The following is a 16,925-nucleotide window of genomic DNA, read 5'->3' as shown; positions in this document are numbered from 1 at the left end:
GTTCCTCGCGCCCCTTCGGGGCGCGGGTTCTCTTCGCGGAGTGGCTCGCCCCATGGGGGCGCGGGGAACTGCGCGAGCAACCACCCACCGGCCGGTGGTCCGGACACGACAGCGACTGCCCCTTTGCGCCGGTGGCGGGGTACGGCGGCGTCGTGGCTGGTCGCGCAGTTCCTCGCGCCCCTGGTAGGGCACCGCTGACCGCGAGGGGACCGGTAACGTGGAGGGCGTGAGTGGAAGTGAAGGCGTTGGGGAACTGTTCTCGTCGGAGCGGGTGGCGCTCGCACGGCGGGCCGCCGGAAAGGCGGGGCTCGACGCGCTGCTGGTGGCGCCCGGCGCCGACCTGCGCTATCTGACCGGATACCACGCCCTCCCGCTGGAGCGGCTCACCTGCCTGGTCGTACCGGCCGAGGCGGACCCGTTCCTCGTGGTGCCCGCACTGGAGAAGGCCGCCGCCGAGGCGTCCCCGGCCGGCGCGCTCGGCATCGAGATCACCGGGTTCGGCGAGACGGACGACGCGTACGAGCTGATCGCCCGCCGCCTCCCGCCGAACACCCGCCTCTTCGCGGTGGACAACCACATGTGGGCGGAGAAACTGCTCGCCTTCCAGGCCGCACTGCCCGGCGCCCAGGCCGTGCTGGCCGGCGACGTGCTCTCCGGCCTGCGGATGCGCAAGACGCCCGCCGAAGTGGCCGCCCTGCGCCGGGCCGGCGCGGCCATCGACCGGGTGCACCGCCGGATCGGCGAGTGGCTCAAGCCCGGCCGCACCGAGCGCGAGGTCGCCAAGGACATCGCCGACGCCATCATCGCGGCCGGCCACGCCACCGTGGACTTCGTGATCGTCGGGTCGGGACCCAACGGCGCCAGCCCGCACCACGAGGTCTCCGACCGGGTGATCAGGGCCGGGGACCCGGTGGTGGTCGACATCGGCGGCACCACCGCCGAGGGCTACTGCTCGGACTCCACCCGCACCTATGCCGTGGGCGAGCCGCCCGCCGCCTTCCGCGAGCTCTACGACGTGCTGCTGCGCGCCCAGACCGCGCAGACCGACGCGGTCCGGCCCGGCGTCACCGCCGAGGAACTCGACGCGGTGGGCCGCGACATCATCACCCGTGCGGGCTACGGCGAGCACTTCATCCACCGCACCGGCCACGGCATCGGCATGGAGACGCACGAGGAGCCGTACATCGTGGCCGGCAGCGCCCGCCCGCTGGAGCCGGGCATGGCCTTCTCCGTCGAACCCGGGATCTATCTCCCCGGCACCTTCGGCGCCCGGATCGAGGACATCGCCGTCTGTACCGACGAGGGCGGTGAGCGACTCAATCTGACCGGGCGTGACCTGGTGATTCTTCCCGGTTGACCGCCAGTGGTCCAGACCAATATTGGTTGCGCCACGCAGCCGGAAACCCTGGTGGAAACGGCCGGTGAACGGCGATAGTGGTCAGCATCCGCCCTCGCGTCCTTTTAGGGCGCGGGCGGGCTTTTCCCGTTCACGTCGAGGGAAACCGAGGGATTCAGCCATGACCCACCACGCGCCCCGGCGTGCCGTGCTGACCGCCGCACTCGCGGTCGCCGCCGCCGCCGCGACCGCGTCCACCGCGGAAGCCGTCCCGGCCCCCGCCGGTGCCGCCGCCCCCAATGCCGCACCGCGGACTTCCGGGGGCAAGCCCGCTCCCGACGACGCGCCTGTCGACTACCACGGCTGGACGTCGTACCCCGACTGGCTGTTCGGCGTGCACAAGGGGACGCTCCCGCTGCCAGGGCAGCGGCCGGGCGTACGGATCGCCCGGGCGACCGGCACGTTCGACTACACCGACCCGCACACCGGCACCACCGCCACCTGGGAGTCGGCCTCGTGGACCTCCCCGGTCCGCCGGGTGCCGCACCCGGCCAGTGAGCTGGTCGCCTCCTGGAACGCCCACACCCCGGCCGGCACCTGGATCCAGATCGAACTGCTCGGTACGTACACCGACGGCACCGCCACCCCCGCCTACATCATGGGCCGCTGGACCGCGGGCGACGGCCCCGAGGACATCCGGCGCACCTCCGTCGACGACCAGACCGACGGCAAGAGCAGCATCTGGACCGACACCTTCTCCATCGACGACGCGGCGGCCGGCCCGCTGCTGGCCTCCTACCGGCTGCGGCTGACGCTCTTCCGCAAGCCCGGCAGCCGGGAGACCCCGACCGTCTGGCGGCTGGGGGCGATGGCGTCGAACATCCCCGACCGCTACACCGTGCCGGCCTCCGTGCCGGGCGTGGGCGCGGGTGTCGAACTCCCGGTGCCGCCGTACTCGCAGAACATCCACAAGGGCGAGTACCCGCAGTACGACAACGGCGGCGAGGCGTGGTGCAGCCCCACCTCGTCCACCATGGCGATCGAGTACTGGGGCCGTGGCCCCACCAAGGCCGACCTGGCCTGGGTGGACCCCTCCTACGCCGACCCGCAGGTGGACCAGGGCGCGCGCTACACCTACGACTACCAGTACGAGGGCTGCGGCAACTGGCCCTTCAACGCCGCCTACGCGGCCACCTACAAGGACCTCCAGGGCGTCGTCACCCGGCTGCACTCGCTCAACGACGTCGAGCGGCTGATCAAGGCCGGTATCCCGGTGATAACGTCTCAGTCCTTCCTCGCCAGTGAGCTCGACGGGGCCGGTTACGGCACCTCAGGCCACCTGATGTGCCTGGTCGGCTTCACCCCCGAGGGCGACGTGGTCGCCAACGACCCGGCGAGCGACAGCGACGCGGTGGTCCGCAACGTCTACAAGCGGGCCCAGTTCGAGACCATCTGGCTGAGGACCAAGCGGCTCAACGCCTCCGGCGGAGTCTCCAGCGGCAGCGGCGGGGTCTGCTACCTCTACTTCCCCGCCAAGCCGTCCCCGGCGCAGCGTCGCGCGCTGGCCTCGGTGGGCGTCGCCTGACCCGGAGGACCCGGAGGACCCGGAGCATCGGGAGCATCAGGAGAGCCCGGACACCGGCGTCCGGCAGCTGAGCGGGCCGCCCCCTTCGTTACGGAAGGGGGCGGCCCGTTCCGGTCCAAGTGGTAGAGACCAATTTGTGGATTGCTCTAAAGGTCTGGACCAAATCATTGACGGGTGCACGGCGAAGGCAGGATTCTGCTGCCACATCCCCCCATAGAGAGGTCCGACGTGAGACGACTCAAAGCTCTCGGTTCGGGTGTCGCCGCCGCCGTGCTCGCCGTCGCGGGGCTCGGCGCCGCAGCGGCCGTCAGCGCGGGGCAGGCCGGCGCCGCGACGTCAGCGGCAAGCGCGCTCGGCAACAACTGGTACGCCGCCGCCCCCTACTTGATGCCTCTGGACAACAATCCGCCGGACGCGGGCCAGATCATGGACGCCACCGGTCTGAAGGCCTTCCAGCTCGCCTTCATCCTCGCGCCCAACTCCGGCGGCTGTACGCCGACCTGGGGCGGCACCAGCGCGGTCTCCTCCGACACCGCGGTGAGTGCCGTGATCTCCGCGATCCGCGCCAAGGGCGGTGACGTGTCCGCCTCCATCGGCGGCTACGGCGGCACCAAGCTCGGCCAGGCGTGCTCCGACGCGGCTTCCACGGCCGCCGCGTACCAGCAGGTCATCAACAAGTACCAGCTCAAGGCGATGGACTTCGACCTGGAGGAGCCGGAGTACGAGAACACCGCCGCGGTCGCGCACGAGATCGGCGCCGCCAAGATCCTCCAGCAGAACAACCCGGGCCTGTTCATCTCGGTGACCACCGCGGGCACCGCGGCCGGCACCGGCTGGTTCGGCCAGCAGATGCTCAACGAGGCCAAGGCGCAGGGCTTCACGCCGAACAACTTCTCCATCATGCCGTTCGACGGCGGCTTCAACGGGGCGGCCTCCCAGACCAGCGCGCTCACCGCGTTCAACGGCCTGCTCAAGACCACCTTCGGCTGGGACACCGCGACCGCGTACGCCCACGAGGGCTTCTCCGGGATGAACGGCCGCAGCGACTCCGGCGAGTACTTCTACCAGGCCGACTTCCAGACCGTGCTGGACTACGCGACCAGCCACGGCATGGGCCGCTTCACCTTCTGGTCGCTCAACCGCGACCGCCAGTGCAGCCCGCCGGACAACGGCACCACCTCCGGCACGTGCAGCAGTGTGGCGCAGGGCGCGTGGGACTTCGCCAAGTACTCGGTGCGGTTCGCCGGGGCCACCCCGCCCACCAACCCGCCCACGACGCCGCCGACCACTCCGCCGTCCGGCGGCTCCTGCACCGTCCCGCAGTGGACAGCCGGCGCGGTCTACACCAACGGTAACGAGGTCGCGCACAACGGCCACAAGTGGAAGGCCAAGTGGTGGACCACCAACGAGGAGCCCGGCACCACCGGCGAGTGGGGCGTGTGGCAGGACGAGGGCGCCTGCTGACACAATGCCGGGGCGCCCGCTGACACCGCGCGGGCGCTTGTCCGGCGGCTTGCCGGCACTGTCCTGATCCCGGGAGCGGGTCCGCGGCGCACACCGTCGCGGACCCGCTCCGGCGTCTGCGTGTCCCCGCAGATGCGCGTACGCGCATATACGCATGGCGGTCGTTGTTGGCTGAAAACGGACGCTGGATCTCCGGTTTCGTGTTTCCCTCCGAACAAGTGATCAGTAGCCTCGTTGACAGCACCTCGCAGCACGCGCCCCTCATCCGGCGCGGGCCTGCACTCGGCGAACCTCCGTACCAGACGCGTCCGTTGAGCCCGATACCTGTGGAGACACCGACCGTGACCGACCGTCCGTCCTGGGCCCCGCAGGGCATCGACATGAACGCGCCCAGCGTCTCCCGGATCTACGACTACTTCCTCGGCGGCTCGCACAACTTCGAGGTGGACCGGGAAGCGGCCCGGGCGGCGCTGCTGGCCATGCCGAGCGCACCGAAAATCAGCCAGGCGAACCGGGCCGTGATGCGCCGCGCGGTGCGGTTCGCGATGAGCCGCGGCATCACCCAGTTCCTGGACATCGGTTCCGGCATCCCCACCTTCGGCAATGTGCACGAGGTCGCCCAGGGCATCGACCCCGACGCGCGGGTCGTCTACGTCGACTACGACCCGGTGGCCGTCGCCCACAGCCGCGCGGTGCTGGAGAAGGTCGACAACGCCACTGTCGCCGCGGCAGACCTGCGGGAACCCCAGAGCATCCTGGACCACCCGGAGACCCGCCGGCTGCTCGACTTCGACCGGCCGGTCGCCCTGATGCTGGTCGCGGTGGTGCACTTCCTGCCGGACTCGGCGCACCCGGCCGAGGCCATCGCCACCCTGCGCGACGCGCTGGCGCCCGGCAGCGTCATGGTGATGACCCACGCCACCTTGGAGCACGGCCACACCCCGGACGGCCAGCGCGGCGTACAGCAGGCGTACCAGCGCACCGGCACACCGCTGCTGATGCGGAGCGTCGCCGAGCTGGAACCTTTCTTCGCGGGCTTCGAGATCGTCGAACCCGGCATCGTCCCGCTGCCGTACTGGCGCCCGGACACCCCCGAGCCCGAGATCGAGGACCCCGCCGTACTCCATGGGCTCGCGGGTGTGGGGCTGAAGGCGTGACCGCGGGGCCGGCCGGGGGCGAGCGGGACGCGGGGGTCGCGGGAGCGGCCGGCGCAGCCGCCACCACCGGCGCCCCCACCGGCGCTCCCACCGGCGTCGTCGCCTCCGCCGACGAGGTCGAGGAGAGCAGCCTGCGCCGGTTCGCCGCGATCTGGAGCCGGGCGATCTACCCGGTCACCGCCACCTCGATGACCCGCCCCGAGTTCGAGGAGCACCTGGTGCCGCTGGCCCGGGTGCTGCGCGACGCGCTGCGGGCCGACCGCTTCGACCCGCGGGCGGCGGTCCCGGTCGGCGCCGCCCTGGTCGCCGCGCACTGCACCGACCCCGAGTCGCTGCCCAGCGTGCTCGGCGTCATCGACGCCTATCTGGTGCTGTACTGCGCACCCGGCCCCGGCACACCCGCCGACGAGAGCCGGGCCCGCTGCGCCCGGCTCCAGCACGCGGTGGCCGTCGGCTTCTCCGCGGCGCTGCGCGAACGCACCCTGGCCGAGCAGGAATCCCTCTCCCGCGCCGCACTCGCCGCGCAGGCCGACGCCGAACGCGCACTCGCCGAGAGCGAGGCCCGCTTCCGGGCGGTCTTCGAAGGCGCCGCCATCGGGATCGGCATCGCCGACACCGAGGGCCGGGTGCTGGAGATCAATGACGCGCTGGCCCGGATGTTCGGCGGTCAGGCGCACGCGATGCGCCGCAACGTCGACGCATGGGTGCACGCCGAGAACCCGGCCCGTTTCCGCGGGCTCAACACCGACATGATGCGCGGCGAGATCGACGCCTACCACGTGGAGAAGGCCTACCCGCGGGCCGACGGCTCCCTGCTGTGGGCCAACGTCCGCGCGTCCGTGCTGCGCGACCCGGCCGGCCGTCCCCAGTACCAACTGGCCCTCTTCGAGGACATCACCGAACGCCGCGGGCTGCTCCAGCGGCTGCGTCACGAGGCCACCCATGACGCGCTCACCGGCCTGCCCAACCGGGCGCTCTTCTTCGAGCGGCTCGACCAGGCACTGGCCGAGCCCGACCGGCAGATCGGGATCTGCTACCTGGACCTCGACGGCTTCAAGACGGTCAACGACAGCCTCGGGCACGCGGTCGGCGACCAGCTGCTGGTCGCGGTCGCCGAGCGGCTCAGCGGCTGCCTCACCTCGCCGGAGCAGCTGGTCGCCCGGATCGGCGGTGACGAGTTCGTCGCCGTCCACACCGACCCGCCGAGCCTGCGCGAGGTCACCGACCTGGCCGGCCGGATCCTCGCTGCCCTGGCCACCCCGGTCCTGCTCGATGGCCGCGAACTGACGGTGCACGGCAGCATCGGCATCGTGCACGGCCCGGCCGGCGGACGCGCCGCCGCCGACGTACTGCGCAGCGCCGACATCACCATGTACCGGGCCAAGGAGCTGGGCGGGAACCGCTACGAGGTCGCCGACCCCGACGCCGACGCCCGCGCGATCACCCGGCACGGGCTGACCAACCGGCTGCCCACCGCCCTGGAACGGGGCGAGTTCTTCGTCGAGTACCAGCCGCTGATCGGACTGGAGGACGGCGCCGTGCACGGCGCGGAGGCCCTGGTGCGCTGGTGCCACCCGGTGCACGGCGTGCTCGGCCCCGACCGGTTCATATCCCTGGCCGAGGACACCGGACAGATCGTGCCGCTCGGCCGCTGGGTGCTGGAGCAGGCCGCCGCGCAGGCCCGCGACTGGCAGCTCGAACACCGCGGTGGCCGCGCCCCGCGGGTCAATGTCAACCTCTCGCCGATCCAGCTGCACCACCCCGATCTCGTCGTCGACGTGGCCCGGGTGCTGCACGAGACCGGTCTCGCCCCCGAGTCGCTCTGCCTCGAAGTCACCGAGAGCGCCCTGATCGGCGCCGACGAGGACCAGCTCAAGCCGCTGCGCCGGATCGCCGACCTCGGGGTGTCCATCGCGCTCGACGACTTCGGCACCGGCTACTCCAACCTCTCCTCGCTGCGCTGGCTGCCGGTCAGCGTGCTCAAGCTCGACCGCGCCTTCACCCGCGGCATGCGCCGGCGGCCCGCCGACCCGGTCGACCTCAAGATCGTCGAGGGCATCGTCTCGCTGGCGCACGCCCTCGGCCTCACCGTCACCGTCGAAGGCATCGAGACCCGTACCCAGGCCGACTACCTCCGTGAACTGGGCTGCGACACCGGCCAGGGCTGGTACTACGCCCGCCCGGGACCGCCGGACCGCCTGCACACGCTGCTCCTCGCGGACGCGAGCTGACGCCACCGGCCGGCAGGTGCCGTGATGGAATCACCGGGTACGCGTCTGTGACCGGGTGACGAGGTTCGCCCACCGAGCCGCCCGGGAGAACCGCTGAACACCGCCACCGCCGAGGTCCTCTCCGTGGCCTGCCTGCTCGGGGTGCTCGCCTTCGCGGTGGTGCGCCCCCGGGGCCTGCCGGAGGCCGCCGCGGCGGTGCCGGCCGCGGCCCTGCTGATCGCGGTCGGGGCGGTCGGGCGGGGCGACGCCTGGGACCAGATCAAGGAGCTGGCGCCGGTCGTCGGATTCCTCGCCGCGGTCCTGGTACTGGCCGAACTGTGCGCCGACGACGGGCTGTTCACCGCGGCCGGCGACGCGGTCGCGCGGGCCTGCCGGGGTGAGCCGGGGCGGCTGCTCGCGGGGGTCTTCACGGTCGCCGCGGTGGTGACCGCGGTACTGAGCCTGGACGCCACCGTGGTCCTGCTCACGCCGGTGATCATCGCGACCGCGGCACGGACCGGCGCCAGGGCCCGGCCGCACGTCTACGCGTGCGCGCACCTGTCGAACTCGGCCTCCCTGCTGCTGCCGGTCTCCAACCTGACGAACCTGCTGGCCTTCTCCGCCGCCGGGATCACCTTCACCCGGTTCGCCGCCCTGATGGCGCTGCCCTGGCTGCTCTCGGTGGGGATCGAGTACGCGGTCTTCCGCCGGTACTTCGCCGCGGACCTGGCCGGCACCGAGCACCCCCCGGAGCAGGGCGAACCGCCCAAGGTGCCGGTGTTCACGCTGGTGGTGCTGGCACTGACGCTCGCCGGTTTCGCGGTCACCTCGTTCGCCGGCGTCAACCCCGCCTGGGCGGCGCTCGCGGGCGCGCTGGTGCTGGGTGTACGGGCCCTGCGCCGCCGCCGGGCCACCGTGCGGGGGCTGGTGGTGGCGGCCGGACCGCTCTTCTGCCTCTTCGTGCTGGCGCTCGGCGTCGTGGTGAAGGCGGTGGTGGACAACGGGCTCGCCGACGCCGCGGGCCAGGTGCTGCCCGGCGGCTCAGGACTGCCCGCCCTGCTGGGCATCGCCGCCTTCGCCGCCGTGCTGGCCAACCTGATCAACAACCTGCCGGCCGTCCTCGCCCTGCTCCCGCTGGTCGCCGAGAGCGGCCCCGGGCCGGTGCTCGCCGTCCTGATCGGCGTCAACCTCGGCCCCAACCTCACCTACGTCGGCTCGCTCGCCACGTTGCTGTGGCGCCGGGTGCTGCACGACCACGGCACCGACGCCTCGCTGCGGACCTTCACCCGGCTGGGCCTGCTCACCGTGCCGCCGACGCTGCTCGCCTCGACGGTCGCGCTCTGGGCGGGCCTGCGGATCGGCTGACCGCCCCGCTCACTGCTTGGTGAGGGAGTCCGGGGCCCCGTTCGCCACCGTCCCCCCGGCCAGGCCGAGCTTCATGTGCCGGGAGTCGGTCAGGGTGAGCGTGTAGACGTTCTCGGTCAGGCAGGTGTCCGTCGCGTTCGGGTCCGTGGGCCGGGCGCTGCTGACGCCGAGCTGCACGCTGCTGCCCTGCACACCGGTCAGCAGCAGTTGCTCCGTACAGCCGAGTTCGGCGCCGGTGCCGACCGCGCTGATGCTGGCGATGTCCTGGCCGACCACACTGCCCTTCTGGCCGGCGCGCAGGGTGAGGGTGACCTTGACGCTGTCGGTGGCCGGCTGGAAACCCGAGGCGTTCGGATCGCCGGGACCCGAGCCGGTCCAGGTGCCCACCATCGCGGCGGGCAGCGCGTCCGGGTCGGCGCTCTCGCTGGCGGTGCTCGGCGCCGAGGTGGACGGCGTACCGCCGCCGCCCCCGGTCGAGCCGGCGTTGTCGGAGCCGGAGCCGCTCAGCTTGTCCACCAGCACGCCGACGAGCACCAGCACCACCACCGCGGCCGCCACGCCCGCGATCAGCGGGCCGCGCCTGTGGGGGCCGCCGGAGGCACCGGGCGGCCGTGCGGGCGGCGGCACCGGGCCCCAGCCGCCGCTCGTCGGCCCGGACGGTCCGGGCTGCGCGGGCACGGACTGTCCGGGCCGGGCCTGCCCTGGTACGGGGGCCGCTGCGGACGGGCCGGTCCGGTACGCCGGGTGGTAGGCCGCCGGGCGCGTCGTCGTGGGGGCGTACGGGGAGGGACCCAGCGCCGCGTCCGCGGTCGCCGCGGCGGTCATCGGCGGACGGGCCGGGTCCTGGGCCGCCGGCTCACCCAGCAGGGCCCGCATCTCGTCCTCACGCGCCCGCAGGTCCGCCGCCAGCCCCGGCGGCTGCCGCTCGGCCCAGCCGCCGGTCCCGCGCTCCGCGGCGGGCAGCAGCTCCAGCGCCGCGTGCGCCGTGGGCCGCTCCTGCGGGTCCTTCAGCAGACAGGCCCGTATCAGCGGCAGAACCTCCGCCGGCACGCCGTCCAGGTCGGGCTCCTCGTGCACCACCCGGTAGAGCAGCGCCGGGGTGGACGGCTCCTCCCCGAGGCGGTTGAACGGGCCGCGGCCGGTCGCCGCGTAGACCAGCACCGCGCCCAGCGCGAAGACGTCCCCCGGCTCGGCGGAGGCCCCCGCCGTGGCCTGCTCGGGTGCCATGTAGCCGGGTGAGCCGATCACCCCGCCGGTGCGGGTGTGCCGGGAGTCCTCGGCGGCGCGGGCGATGCCGAAGTCGATCAGCAGCGGGCGGGTGCCGGGCAGCAGCACATTGGACGGCTTCACGTCCCGGTGGGCCAGCCCCGCCTGGTGGACGGTGTGGAGCCCCTCGCACAGCTCCGCCGCGAGCGCGGTCAGGCTCGGCGCGGGCAGCGGCCCGTGCGCGGTCACCCACTCGGCCAGCGACGGCGCCGCGACGTACTCGGTGGCGAGCCACTGCGGGCTGGTGCCCGGCGGCGAGAAGTCCACCACCGCCACCGTCCACGGCGACCGCGCCCGGTCGGCGTGCCGGATCTCCCGGGCGAAGCGCTCCCCGAACGCGGGGTCAAGCCCGAACTCCGACCGTACGGTCTTCAGCGCCAGCGCCCGGCCGGCCGGGGTACGTGCCAGATACACCTGGCCCATGCCCCCCGCACCCAGCCGCGCGAACAGCGGATATCCACCGACCGACTGCGGATCGGCGGCCCCCAATCTCTCCATGGCGGAAGCGTACGACGCGCCTGTGCCGCGCCCCCGCCGGATCCCGAAACCGGTACCCGGCGCCCGTCGCGCCCCCCAACAGGCGTAACGGGTCCCCATGCGTCGAAGACCCCCGCAGCCGGGCCGGAACGGTCGTGACGGAGCGGCCCGGATCGGGCATACTCCAACCCCCCGGACCCGTTGATCACTCGTGTGCCGCGACCCGGCAGGGGAATATCGGGTACGGGGTATCGCCCGCCGGACGGCTCCGCCACACCCTCAGCGGTGCCGCCGTCGCCCCGACACAGGGAGGACGTCCCGCAATGACGCAGCACGGACAGGACCCACGAGGTCCCCGACCCGTCCACCGCCGGCTGCCGACCGAAGAGGCCGGTGAACTGCTCGCCCTGACCCGCGAGATCGCCCAGCGGGCCATCGCCCCCACGGCCGCCGCCGAGGAGGACGCCGGGGTCTTTCCGCGCGACACCTTCCGGCTGATCGGCGAGGCAGGTCTGCTCGGCCTGCCGTACCCGGAGGAGCACGGCGGCGGCGGGCAGCCCTACGAGGTCTATCTGCAGGTGCTGGAGGAACTGGCCGCGGTCCGTCTCACCATCGGCCTCGGGGTCAGCGTGCACACCCTGGCCTGCCACGCGCTGGCCGCCTTCGGCAGCAAACAGCAGCGCGCCGACCACCTGCCCGCGATGCTCGGCGGCGGACTGCTCGGCGCCTACTGCCTCTCCGAGCCGGCCGCCGGCTCGGACGCGGCGCACCTGCTCACCCGGGCGGTGCGCGACGGCGACACCTGGACCATCGACGGCACCAAGGCATGGATCACCCACGGCGGCGTCGCCGACTTCTACACCGTCCTCGCCCGCAGCGGCGGCGCGGGCGCGCACGGCATCTCGGCGTACCTGGTGCCCGGCGACACCCCGGGGCTGTCCGCCGCGTCGCCCGAGCGGAAGATGGGCATGAAGGGATCGCCCACCGCCCAGGTGAACTTCGACGGGGTGCGGGTGCCCGACGACCGGCGGATCGGCGACGAGGGGCACGGCTTCGCCATCGCGCTGGCCGCGCTGGACGCCGGCCGGCTCGGCATCGCCGCGTGCGCCATAGGGGTGGCCCAGGCGGCGCTGGACGCGGCGCTCGGTTACACCCTGGAGCGGCGGCAGTTCGGCCGCCCGATCGCCGACTTCCAGGGACTGCGGTTCATGCTCGCCGACATGGCGACCCGGATCGAGGCGGGCCGCGCGCTCTGTCTGACCGCGGCCAGGATGCGCGACGCGGGCGAGGACTTCTCGCCGCAGGCCGCCATGGCGAAACTCTTCTGCACCGACACCGCCATGCAGGTCACCACCGACGCCGTCCAACTGCTGGGCGGGTACGGCTACACCGCGGACTTCCCGGTGGAGCGGTACATGCGCGAGGCGAAGGTGCTGCAGATCGTGGAGGGCACCAACCAGATCCAGCGGATGGTCATCTCCCGCCACCTCGCGGGACCCGAGTCCCGGGACTGACGAAGCGTCGGGGGCGCCCCCAGCGTCCACTGGGGGACTCCCCGGATGCCTCCCGCGAGCGGTGCCGCCGACCGGGTGTCAGGCCGCCAGGCGCGGCGCGGGCATCCGGAACGGCCGGGAGCCGGGTCCGCCCACGTGGCTGAACGGCTGGGTGCGCCAGTCGAGTTCGGCCGGCAGCGTCAGCAGCGTCGCCAGCTCCTGCTCCTGGTCCTGCTCGACGGTCACCGGGCGGGCGTCGTCGACCGCGCGGCCCGAGCCGCCGCAGACCGTGAGGCCGAACGGGTTCCAGGGGGTGGGGCACAGGGCGTGCTGCGGCAGGCTCTCCTCGTCGGTGAAGACCGCGATCGGCCGCCCGCAGTCCGGGCACGCCAGCCGGACGACATCGCCGAACTCGTCCTCGAACGCCTCGTCCGCGTCGTCGCTCTCCCCGTCCTGCGCGGCGAGCGCGAGCGCGAACTCGCGTTCGTCGCCCTCCTCGAAAGCGGACCCGGTCCGCTCACTGCCATTGCGACGCATGTGGTTACGCATGACGCGTCTCCCCCTTGGGTGGATGCCCTCTTACAGGCCGGCCCGGCTTCACGCTCGCGGCCATAGCGAGCACTTCCCGCCGCGCTACGCGTGTAATCACGCCACCCGATGCGCCACCGTGGCACACGGTGTGGCCTTCGTCACATTGCCGGGGGCAAGCGGAGCATGCGCCCCCGCCGTGCCACCACGCACCCCCGAACGCCTCGCCCGGCCCGGCGCGGCGCCTTCCGCCACGCCGGATAGGGTGCGATACGGCGAGGCCAGGCCGGTCCGCCGACGGACGGAGGCGGCAGCGAATGCCAACCAACTGGGCGGGCAACCTCACTTTCTCGGCGGCCCGGGTGCACCGCCCGGCCGGCCTGAGCGAGCTGCGCGCCCTCGTCGCCGGCAGCCGGCAGGTCAAGGTGCTCGGCAGCGGCCACTCCTTCAGCGCCATCGCGGACACCGACGGCGACCTCGTCGACCTGCGCGCCCTGCCCGCCGAGATCGACCTCGACAGCGCCACCGGCACGGTCCGGGTGGCCGCCGCGGTGCGCTACGCCGAACTCGCCCGCACCCTCGACTCCCTGGGCCGCGCCCTGCCCAACATGGCCTCGCTGCCGCACATCTCGGTGGCCGGGTCGGTCGCCACCGGCACCCACGGCTCGGGGAACGCCAACGGCGGCCTCGGCACCTCGGTGCGCGCCCTCGACCTGATCACCGCCGACGGCCTGACCCGCACCCTCAGCCGGGAGAAGGACGGCGACACCTTCGACGGCGCGGTGGTCTCGCTGGGCGCCCTCGGCGTCGTCACCCACCTCACCCTCGACACCGTGCCCGCCTTCGCGATGCGGCAGCGGGTCCGTACCGGTCTCGAACTCGGCGACGCCACCGCCCACTTCGACGCCATCACCGGCGCCGCCTACAGCGTCAGCCTCTTCACCGACTGGCGTGCGGCCCGCTTCGGCCAGGTCTGGCTGAAACGGCTCGCCGGAACGCCCGAGCCCGACCTGCCGTGGACGCGGCCCGCCGACGGGCCGGTGCACCCGGTGCCCGGCGCCGACCCGGTGCACTGCACCCCCCAGGACGGCGAGGCCGGTCCCTGGTACGAGCGGCTGCCGCACTTCAGGTCCGGCTTCACACCCAGCAGCGGCGAGGAGTTGCAGTCGGAGTACCTGGTGCCGCGCGCCCACGCGGTGGCCGCCCTGGAGGCGCTGGCCGGTCTGCGCGGGACCATCGCGCCGGTGCTCCAGATCTGCGAGGTCCGTACCGTCGCCGCCGACCGGCAGTGGCTCAGCCCCGCCTACGGCCGTGACACCGTGGCGTTCCACTTCACCTGGGTCAAGGACACCGCCGCGGTCCGCCCGGTGCTCGGCGCGATCGAGGCGGCCCTGGCCCCGTTCGGCCCCCGCCCGCACTGGGGCAAGCTCTTCACCACCGACCCGGCCCTGGTGCGGGCCGCGTACCCCCGGATGGCGGACTTCCTGGCACTGGTGGAGGAGACCGACCCCACGGGCACCTTCCGCAACGATTACCTGCGGCGGCTGCTCTTCTCCTGACCGCGGGCCTGCCGCCGGCGGCTCCACAGCCGGTAAGGTCATCGGCTGTGGAGGAGCTTGACCGGCACATCGTGGAACTTCTCGTCGCCGATGGGCGGATGAGCTACACCGACCTGGGCAAGGCCACCGGCCTGTCCACCTCGGCGGTGCACCAGCGCGTACGGCGGCTGGAGCAGCGCGGGGTGATCCGCGGCTACGCGGCGATCATCGACGCCGAGGCGGTCGGCCTGTCGCTGACCGCGTTCATCTCGGTGAAGCCGTTCGACCCCAGCGCTCCGGACGACATCGCCGAGCGGCTCACCGAGGTGCCGGAGATCGAGGCGTGCCACAGCGTGGCCGGCGACGAGAACTACATCCTCAAGGTCCGGGTCGCCACCCCCATCGAGCTGGAGCACCTGCTGGGCCGCATCCGCAGCCTGGCCGGGGTCTCCACCCGCACCACCGTGGTGCTCTCCACGGCCTACGAGTCACGGCCGCCGCGCATCTGACGGGCCGGGCCGGCCGGGGGTGACCCCCGGGACGGGCGGCCCCGGGCGGCGGGGGAGACTGGCGGTATGCACGACACCTCCGCTCGTCCGGCCGACGACGTGAACGTATCCACCCGGAACCCCGCGGGAAGCCGCACCGTGCTGCTGCGCGGGGGGTTCGTCTACAGCCCGGCGGACCCCTTCGCCACCGCGATGGTGGTGGACGGCGACACCGTCGCCTGGGTCGGCTCCGAAGGGGCCGCTGACTCCTTCGCGGACGGCGTGGACGCCGTGGTGCGACTCGACGGCGCGCTGGTCACCCCCGCCTTCACGGACGCGCATGTGCACACCACCGCCACCGGCCTGGCGCTCACCGGTCTCGACCTGACCGGTGCCGGCTCGCTCGCCGAGGCGCTGGCCCGCACCGCCGCGCACGCCGCCGCCCACCCCGCCGACCGGGTCCTGCTCGGCCACGGCTGGGACGAGACCCGCTGGCCCGAGCGCCGCCCCCCGACCCGCGCGGAACTGGACCAGGTGGCAGGGGGCCGGCCGCTCTACCTGACCCGTACCGATGTGCACTCCGCGGCCGTCAGCACCGCCCTGCTCGCCCTCGTCCCCGGCATCGAGCAGCAGCCCGGCTACGACCCGCGGCAGCCGCTGACCCGCGACGCCCACCACGCGGTGCGCCGGGCCGCCCACGCGGCCGTCACACCCGCTCAGCGGGCCGCCGCGCAGCGTGCCGCACTGGCGCACGCCGCCGCCCAGGGCATCGGCTCCGTCCACGAGTGCGCCGGCCCCGACATCTCCGGCGAGGACGACCTGACCGGACTGCTCGCGCTGGCCGCCGCCGAGCCGGGCCCGCGGGTCCACGGCTACTGGGCGGAAGCCTGGCAGCGCCCCGGCGACCTCGACCGGCTCCGCGACCTCGGCGCGACCGGCGCCGGCGGCGACCTCTTCGTGGACGGTTCGATCGGCTCGCACACCGCGCGCCTGCACAGCCCCTACGCCGACGCGCCGCACACCGGCGTCAGCCACCTGGACGAGGAGACCATCGCCCGGCACCTCGCGCTGTGCACCCAGGCGGGCGTACAGGCCGGTTTCCACGCCATCGGGGACGCCGCGGTCGACGCGGTGGTGGCCGGCGTCCGGGCCGCCGCCGAGACCGCGGGAGTGGACCGGGTACGGGCGCTGCGGCACCGGGTGGAGCACGCCGAGCTGATGAGCGAGCGGTCCATCGCCGCGTTCGCCGCGTTCGGCCTGGTGGCGTCTGTACAGCCCGCCTTCGACGCCGCCTGGGGCGGTACGGACGGCATGTACGCCCGCCGGCTCGGCGCGGAGCGGGCGGCGGCACTCAACCCCTTCGCCGCGATGACCCGGGCCGGGGTGCCGCTGGTGCTCGGCTCGGACAGCCCGGTCACCCCGCTCGACCCGTGGGGCGCGGTGCGGGCCGCCGCCTTCCACCGCACCCCGGGGCACCGGATCTCCGCGCGCGCCGCCTTCAACGCGCACACCCGCGGCGGCTGGCGGGCCGTCGGCCGCGACGACGCGGGCGTCCTGGTGCCCGGCGCGCCCGCCGACTACGCGGTCTGGTCGGTCGGCGACCTGGTGGTCCAGGCGCCCGACGACCGCGTCGCCAACTGGTCGACCGACCCGCGCTCCGGCACCCCCGGGCTGCCCGATGTGACACCCGGCGGCGATCTGCCCACGGCGCTGCGCACGGTGGTCGGCGGCCGCACCGTCTTCGCGCGGCCGAACGGGTGACCTGCGGTTTCGTACATGCCGCCGAACGGTGTGCCCTCACCCCGCTGCGGCGTGTCGCAGGACGGCGCGGCAGTCCGTACTGACCTGCTGATTTGGCGAAAGTCCGCAGGTCACAGGGGTGTTGACAGTGGCTGGTCGGGGGCGAGTAGGTTCGGCGGAGTCCACCACAGGACGCCGGACCGGGGGCACTCCGCAGCCCCGCGTCGAGCACCGCTGGGCCATGGGGCGTCGCACCCGCACGTGCACGCGCCACTGGC

12 protein-coding genes are annotated in these 16,925 nt (G+C 73.5%); 10 read left to right on the top strand and 2 right to left on the bottom strand.

The window, feature by feature from the left end:
• The first annotated feature begins 226 nt into the window (after positions 1–226).
• The 6 genes from OG552_RS05450 (at position 227) to OG552_RS05425 (ending at position 9,117) form a co-directional block, all read left to right on the top strand.
• Complete coding sequence (locus OG552_RS05450) at positions 227–1,357, top strand: M24 family metallopeptidase (protein WP_329130051.1); 1,131 nt, start codon at positions 227–229, stop codon at positions 1,355–1,357.
• A 160-nt stretch (positions 1,358–1,517) separates the two neighbouring features.
• Positions 1,518–2,921 carry a C39 family peptidase gene (locus OG552_RS05445; RefSeq protein WP_329130050.1) on the top strand — a complete coding sequence of 468 codons (1,404 nt, stop codon included), beginning with the start codon at positions 1,518–1,520 and terminating at the stop codon, positions 2,919–2,921.
• A gap of 228 nt (positions 2,922–3,149) precedes the next feature.
• Positions 3,150–4,385, top strand: coding sequence for a carbohydrate-binding protein (locus tag OG552_RS05440; protein WP_329130049.1), 1,236 nt, complete (start codon positions 3,150–3,152; stop codon positions 4,383–4,385).
• 380 nt (positions 4,386–4,765) lie between these two features.
• The gene (locus OG552_RS05435; RefSeq protein WP_443071142.1) at positions 4,766–5,542 is read left to right on the top strand and encodes an SAM-dependent methyltransferase; all 777 of its coding nucleotides are present in this window, start codon (positions 4,766–4,768) and stop codon (positions 5,540–5,542) included.
• A 131-nt stretch (positions 5,543–5,673) separates the two neighbouring features.
• Positions 5,674–7,773 carry a putative bifunctional diguanylate cyclase/phosphodiesterase gene (locus OG552_RS05430; protein WP_329140558.1) on the top strand — a complete coding sequence of 700 codons (2,100 nt, stop codon included), beginning with the start codon at positions 5,674–5,676 and terminating at the stop codon, positions 7,771–7,773.
• 123 nt (positions 7,774–7,896) lie between these two features.
• A complete protein-coding gene (locus OG552_RS05425; protein WP_443070873.1) occupies positions 7,897–9,117 on the top strand; it encodes an SLC13 family permease in 1,221 nt (406 codons plus the stop codon).
• A 9-nt stretch (positions 9,118–9,126) separates the two neighbouring features.
• Here OG552_RS05425 and OG552_RS05420 read toward each other — a convergent pair whose 3' ends face one another.
• Positions 9,127–10,881 carry a serine/threonine-protein kinase gene (locus OG552_RS05420; RefSeq protein WP_329130047.1) on the bottom strand — a complete coding sequence of 585 codons (1,755 nt, stop codon included), beginning with the start codon at positions 10,879–10,881 and terminating at the stop codon, positions 9,127–9,129.
• A gap of 302 nt (positions 10,882–11,183) precedes the next feature.
• On the opposite strand from OG552_RS05420, the gene OG552_RS05415 reads away from it, so the two are divergent.
• A complete protein-coding gene (locus OG552_RS05415) occupies positions 11,184–12,374 on the top strand; it encodes an acyl-CoA dehydrogenase family protein (protein ID WP_329130046.1) in 1,191 nt (396 codons plus the stop codon).
• Positions 12,375–12,452: 78 nt separating this feature from the next.
• Here the strand turns inward: OG552_RS05415 and OG552_RS05410 are convergent, their stop codons facing one another.
• Entirely contained in the window at positions 12,453–12,902 is a 450-nt protein-coding gene (locus OG552_RS05410) for a hypothetical protein (RefSeq protein ID WP_329130045.1), read from the bottom strand.
• Positions 12,903–13,198: 296 nt separating this feature from the next.
• Here OG552_RS05410 and OG552_RS05405 point away from each other — a divergent pair, with 296 nt between their 5' ends.
• The 3 genes from OG552_RS05405 to OG552_RS05395 all read left to right on the top strand — a co-directional run bounded on the left by OG552_RS05405 (position 13,199) and on the right by OG552_RS05395 (position 16,668).
• Complete coding sequence (locus tag OG552_RS05405; RefSeq protein ID WP_329130044.1) at positions 13,199–14,440, top strand: D-arabinono-1,4-lactone oxidase; 1,242 nt, start codon at positions 13,199–13,201, stop codon at positions 14,438–14,440.
• Between the two features lie 47 nt (positions 14,441–14,487).
• Positions 14,488–14,928, top strand: coding sequence for an Lrp/AsnC family transcriptional regulator (locus OG552_RS05400; RefSeq protein WP_329130043.1), 441 nt, complete (start codon positions 14,488–14,490; stop codon positions 14,926–14,928).
• 66 nt (positions 14,929–14,994) lie between these two features.
• Positions 14,995–16,668 carry an amidohydrolase gene (locus OG552_RS05395; protein WP_329130042.1) on the top strand — a complete coding sequence of 558 codons (1,674 nt, stop codon included), beginning with the start codon at positions 14,995–14,997 and terminating at the stop codon, positions 16,666–16,668.
• Positions 16,669–16,925 lie beyond the last annotated feature (257 nt).

The organism is Streptomyces sp. NBC_01476, assembly GCF_036227265.1.
GTDB lineage: Bacteria > Actinomycetota > Actinomycetes > Streptomycetales > Streptomycetaceae > Actinacidiphila.
This window is presented reverse-complemented; position numbering and strand designations above follow the sequence as displayed.

Bases quoted from the DNA above. Each gene is read 5' to 3' on its own strand.
- OG552_RS05410 (WP_329130045.1), bottom strand. From the start codon at position 12,902: ATGCGTAACCACATGCGTCGCAATGGCAGTGAGCGGACCGGGTCCGCT.
- OG552_RS05435 (WP_443071142.1), top strand. From the start codon at position 4,766: ATGAACGCGCCCAGCGTCTCCCGGATCTACGACTACTTCCTCGGCGGC.
- OG552_RS05415 (WP_329130046.1), top strand. From the start codon at position 11,184: ATGACGCAGCACGGACAGGACCCACGAGGTCCCCGACCCGTCCACCGC.
- OG552_RS05420 (WP_329130047.1), bottom strand. From the start codon at position 10,881: ATGGAGAGATTGGGGGCCGCCGATCCGCAGTCGGTCGGTGGATATCCG.
- OG552_RS05445 (WP_329130050.1), top strand. From the start codon at position 1,518: ATGACCCACCACGCGCCCCGGCGTGCCGTGCTGACCGCCGCACTCGCG.
- OG552_RS05395 (WP_329130042.1), top strand. From the start codon at position 14,995: ATGCACGACACCTCCGCTCGTCCGGCCGACGACGTGAACGTATCCACC.
- OG552_RS05405 (WP_329130044.1), top strand. From the start codon at position 13,199: ATGCCAACCAACTGGGCGGGCAACCTCACTTTCTCGGCGGCCCGGGTG.